Raw genomic sequence first — 5,099 nt, 5'->3', positions numbered from 1 at the left:
CCGCCGACCCCGACGGCTTCGCGCAGGAGCTGGCCCGCCCCATGCCCCGCCCGCCCCGGCCCGCCGCCCGCCGCGGCACCCGCTTCCACGCCTGGGTCGAGTCCCGCTTCGAAGCCCTGACCCTGCCCATGCTGGAGCCGGAGGAGCTGCCCGGCGGCGAGGCGGAGATCGCCGACGAACGCGACCTGGAGTTCCTCAAGGACGCCTTCGAACGCACCGAGTACGCGCACCGCACCCCGTACCGCGTCGAGGCGCCCTTCCAGCTCACGCTCGCCGGACGCGTCGTACGCGGGCGGATCGACGCCGTCTACAAGGAGGGCGAGGGCCCGGCGGCGACGTACGAGATCGTCGACTGGAAGACGAGCCGCGACGGCACCGCCGACCCGCTCCAGCTCGCCGTGTACCGCCTGGCCTGGGCCGAGCAGCAGGGGGTGCCGCCGGAATCGGTGACGGCCACCTTCGTGTACGTACGCAGCGGTGAGACCGTGCGGCCCGACGGCCTGCCGGACCGCGCCGGGCTGGAGCGACTGCTGCTCGGCGAGCCGGTCGGTGACGAACCGCACGATCGGGGTGCCCGTGCGGGCCGATAGGCTCGTGAGCATGAGCCACCCCGTTGACAACGCCGTCAGCGCCGTCCGTACGTACATCGAGCAGCACCGCGCCGCCTTCCTCGACGACCTCGCCGAGTGGCTGCGGATCCCGTCCGTGTCGGCCCAGCCCGCCCACGCGACCGACGTGCACCGCAGCGCCGACTGGCTCGCCGCCCAGCTGAAGGAGACCGGCTTCCCGACCGCCGAGGTCTGGCCCACCGCGGGCGCCCCGGCCGTCTTCGCCGAGTGGCCCTCCGGCGACGCCGCGGCACCGACGGTCCTCGTCTACGGCCACCACGACGTGCAGCCGGCGGCCATCGAGGACGGGTGGCACAGCGACCCCTTCGAGCCCGTCGTCCGCGAGGGCCGCCTCTACGCGCGCGGGGCGGCCGACGACAAGGGCCAGGTGTTCTTCCACACACTCGGCGTCCGCGCCCACCTCGCCGCGACCGGCCGCACCGCACCGGCGGTGAACCTGAAGCTGCTGATCGAGGGCGAGGAGGAGTCCGGCTCCCCGCACTTCCGCGCCCTGGTCGAGGAGCACGCCGAGCGGCTCGCCGCCGACGCGGTGATCGTCTCCGACACCGGCATGTGGTCCGAGGACACCCCCACGGTGTGCACCGGCATGCGCGGCCTCGCGGAGTGCGAGATCCGGCTGCACGGCCCCGACCAGGACATCCACTCGGGCTCCTTCGGCGGCGCGGTCCCCAACCCCGCCACCGCCGTCGCCCGCCTGGTCGCCGCCCTGCACGACGAGCACGCGCGCGTGGCGGTCCCCGGCTTCTACGACGGCGTGATCGAACTCACCGAGCGCGAACGCGCCCTCCTCGCCGAGCTGCCCTTCGACGAGGCGCAGTGGCTGCGCACGGCCAAGTCGCACGCCGCCCACGGCGAGGCCGGCCACACCACGCTGGAGCGCATCTGGGCCCGCCCCACCGCCGAGGTCAACGGCATCGGCGGCGGCTACCAGGGCCCCGGCAGCAAGACGATCATCCCGTCCTCCGCCATGGTGAAGCTCTCCTTCCGCCTGGTCGCGGGACAGGACCCCGACCACGTCGAGCAGGCCGTCCGCGCCTGGACCGCCGAGCAGGTGCCGGCCGGCATCCGCTGCGAGATCACCTTCAGGCCGGCCACGCGCCCGTGCCTGACACCCCTGGACCACCCGGCCCTGCGGTCCGTGGTCCGCGCCATGGGCCGCGCCTTCGAGAAGCCGGTCCGCTTCACCCGCGAAGGCGGCTCCGGACCGGCCGCCGACCTCCAGGAGGTCCTCGGCGCACCGGTGCTCTTCCTCGGCATCTCCGTCCCCTCCGACGGCTGGCACGCGCCCGACGAGAAGGTCGAGCTCGACCTGCTCCTCAAGGGCGCCGAAACCTCCGCCCACCTGTGGGGCGACCTGGCGGAGCACTGGCGCCGCGCACCCTGAGACCCCCGTCCCCGTCCGGCCGGGACCGGCATCGCGCGCGGCACACTGAAAGGGCCGCCCCGCACCGCCGATCCCTCCCGGACCCGGTCGCCACCCGCCGTACGACCCGCTGAACCGCCTGCCGAACCACCACCGCTCACCGGGGGAGTTGGAAGCACCCGTGACCACCTGGACCGACCACACCGCCGACCGTCCCATCTCGCTCACCGCCCCGAACGGCATCGACCGAGCCGCCCACCACCGGCTCGACGAGGCCTGGCTCGCGGCGGCCTGGAGCCACCCCTCGACGCGCTGCTTCGTGGTCTCCGGCGGCCAGGTCCTCATCGACGAGGCACCCGACGGGCACACCGAACTCGTCATGACCCCCTCCTTCGAGGCCCCGCTCACCGAGGCGCACCGGTACTTCCTGGGCACCGACGAGGACGGCGTCAGCTACTTCGCCCTCCAGAAGGACTCCCTGCCCGGCCGCATGGACCAGTCCGCGCGCCCGGCGGGGCTGCGCGAGGCCGGCCTGCTCCTGTCGCCCCGCGACGCGGGCCTGATGGTCCACGCGGTCGCCCTGGAGAACTGGCAGCGCCTGCACCGGTTCTGCTCCCGCTGCGGCGAGCGCACCGTCATCGCCGCGGCCGGCCACATCCGCCGCTGCCCCGCCTGCGGCGCCGAGCACTACCCGCGCACCGACCCGGCCGTGATCATGGCGGTCACGGACGACGAGGACCGCATCCTGCTCGGCCGCCAGGTGCACTGGCCCGAGGGCCGCTTCTCGACGCTCGCCGGCTTCGTGGAGCCCGGGGAGTCCATCGAGCACTCGGTGCGCCGCGAGGTCTTCGAGGAGGTCGGCATCGCCGTCGGCCCCGTCGAGTACGTCGCCAGCCAGCCCTGGCCCTTCCCGTCCAGCCTCATGCTGGGCTTCATGGCCCGCGCCACCTCGACGGAGATCGACGTGGACGGGGACGAGATCCACGAGGCCCGCTGGTTCTCCCGCGACGAGCTGGGCGCCGCCTTCGAGTCCGGCGAGGTCCTGCCGCCCTACGGCATCTCGATCGCGGCCCGCCTGATCGAGCTCTGGTACGGCAAGCCGCTGCCGACGCGCGGCTTCATCTGACGCGAGACATGAGAGAGGGGCGGCTCCCTTTTCCGGGAAGCCGCCCCTCTCTCCTGCACCGAGCCGCTCAGGCGCCGATCTTCTGCTTCACCTGCGCCAGCGACGGGTTCGTCAGCGTGGAGCCGTCGGGGAAGAGGACGGTGGGAACCGTCTGATTCCCGCCATTCGCCTTCTCCACGAACGCGGCGGAATCCGGGTCCTGCTCGATGTTGATCTCGGTGTACGCGATGCCCTCGCGGTCCATCTGGCTCTTCAGCCGACGGCAGTAGCCGCACCACGTGGTGCTGTACATCGTCACAGTGCCCGGCATGTCTCTCGCGCTCCTTCGGCGGCTCGGGGATGAGGTCGCAGGGGGAGAACGTCCCCGGCGGCGCCACCATTCCCGGCGCGTGACGCCGGTCGCATCAGTACGACGATCAGAGCGCGGCTGTGGACAACCGACGCACTCGTCTCCCGCGACCTGGCAGCATGGCGGGGTGACAGCAGCAACGCACTCCACCCTTTTCCCGCAGGTACCGGACTCGGCCGACGCGGTGCTCGAAGGGCTCGACCCCGAGCAGCGCGAGGTGGCCACCGCCCTGCGCGGCCCGGTGTGCGTGCTGGCCGGCGCCGGGACCGGCAAGACCCGGGCGATCACCCACCGCATCGCCTACGGGGTGCGCGCCGGGATCCTCCAGCCGTCCAGCGTGCTCGCCGTCACCTTCACCAACCGCGCCGCCGGAGAGATGCGCGGACGGCTGCGCCAGCTCGGCGCGTCCGGTGTCCAGGCCCGCACCTTCCACTCGGCGGCGCTGCGCCAGCTCCAGTACTTCTGGCCGAAAGCGATCGGTGGTTCCCTGCCCCGGCTCGTCGACCGCAAGATCCAGCTCGTCGCCGACGCGGCCGCCGCCTGCCACCTGCGTCTCGACCGGGGCGAGCTGCGCGACGTCACCGCCGAGATCGAGTGGGCCAAGGTCACCCAGACCGTCCCCGCCGACTACGCCCCCGCCGTGGCCAAGGCCGGCCGCGAGGCACCCCGCGACGCCGCGGAGATCGCCCAGCTGTACTCCGCCTACGAGGACCTCAAGCGGGGGCGCGGCGTCATCGACTTCGAGGACGTGCTGCTGCTCACGGTGGCCGTCCTCCAGGACCGGCACGACGTCGCCGAGCAGGTCCGCGCCCAGTACCAGCACTTCGTGGTCGACGAGTACCAGGACGTCAGCCCCCTCCAGCAGCGGCTGCTGGAACTGTGGCTCGGCGACCGGGACGACGTGTGCGTGGTCGGCGACGCCAGCCAGACGATCTACTCGTTCACGGGAGCAACCCCCGACCACCTCCTCGACTTCCGCAGCCGCCACCCCGGCGCCACCGTCGTCAAGCTGGTCCGCGACTACCGCTCCACCCCCCAGGTCGTCCACCTCGCCAACGGTCTGCTCGCCCAGGCCCGCGGCCGGGCCGCCGACCACCGCCTGGAGCTGGTCTCCCAGCGCGCCGCGGGACCCGAGCCCGTCTACACCGAGTACACCGACGAACCGGCCGAGGCCGAGGGAGCCGCCCGCCGCATTCGCGAACTCGTCGACTCGGGCGTCCCCGCCGCCGAGATCGCGATCCTCTTCCGTACGAACGCGCAGTCCGAGACCTACGAGCAGGCCCTCGCCGACGCCGGCGTCCCCTACCAGCTGCGCGGTGCGGAACGCTTCTTCGACCGCCCCGAGGTGCGCAAGGCCATCAGCGCCCTGCGCGCCGCCGCACGCTTCGGCGGCAACGACCGGCTCCTCGACGACGTCGTCGACCTTCCGTCCCAGGTGCGTGCCGTGCTGTCGGGGGAGGGCTGGACACCGCAGCCCCCGGCGGGGTCCGGCGCCGTCCGGGAGCGCTGGGAGTCGCTGGCCGCCCTGGTCTCCCTCGCCCAGGACTTCGCCGCCGCCCGGGCCGGCGCCACCCTGGGCGACCTCGTCGCGGAGCTCGACGAACGGATGAGCGCGCAGCACGCCCCGACCAT

5 protein-coding genes are annotated in these 5,099 nt (G+C 73.3%); 4 read left to right on the top strand and 1 reads right to left on the bottom strand.

Annotated features, from left to right (window positions below):
* From GTW67_RS33715 to nudC, 3 genes are all read left to right on the top strand, one after another.
* The coding region (locus tag GTW67_RS33715; RefSeq protein WP_161168535.1) for a PD-(D/E)XK nuclease family protein at positions 1-590 on the top strand (590 nt) is incomplete at its 5' end.
* Between the two features lie 10 nt (positions 591-600).
* On the top strand, positions 601-2,013 hold the full coding sequence (locus tag GTW67_RS33710) for a dipeptidase (protein ID WP_161168534.1): 1,413 nt from the start codon (positions 601-603) through the stop codon (positions 2,011-2,013).
* Positions 2,014-2,173: 160 nt separating this feature from the next.
* A complete protein-coding gene (gene nudC / locus GTW67_RS33705) occupies positions 2,174-3,118 on the top strand; it encodes an NAD(+) diphosphatase (RefSeq protein WP_161168533.1) in 945 nt (314 codons plus the stop codon).
* 67 nt (positions 3,119-3,185) lie between these two features.
* On the opposite strand, the gene GTW67_RS33700 is transcribed toward nudC, so the two are convergent.
* Complete coding sequence (locus GTW67_RS33700; protein WP_161168532.1) at positions 3,186-3,428, bottom strand: mycoredoxin; 243 nt, start codon at positions 3,426-3,428, stop codon at positions 3,186-3,188.
* 166 nt (positions 3,429-3,594) lie between these two features.
* Between GTW67_RS33700 and GTW67_RS33695 the strand changes: the two genes are divergently transcribed.
* Positions 3,595-5,099: ATP-dependent helicase (locus GTW67_RS33695; RefSeq protein WP_346010805.1), on the top strand; the 1,505-nt coding region annotated here is incomplete at its 3' end.

Source organism: Streptomyces sp. SID5910, assembly GCF_009862125.1.
GTDB lineage: Bacteria > Actinomycetota > Actinomycetes > Streptomycetales > Streptomycetaceae > Streptomyces.
Note: the sequence above shows the minus strand (reverse complement) of the source record. Positions and strands in the feature narration are given on the sequence as shown.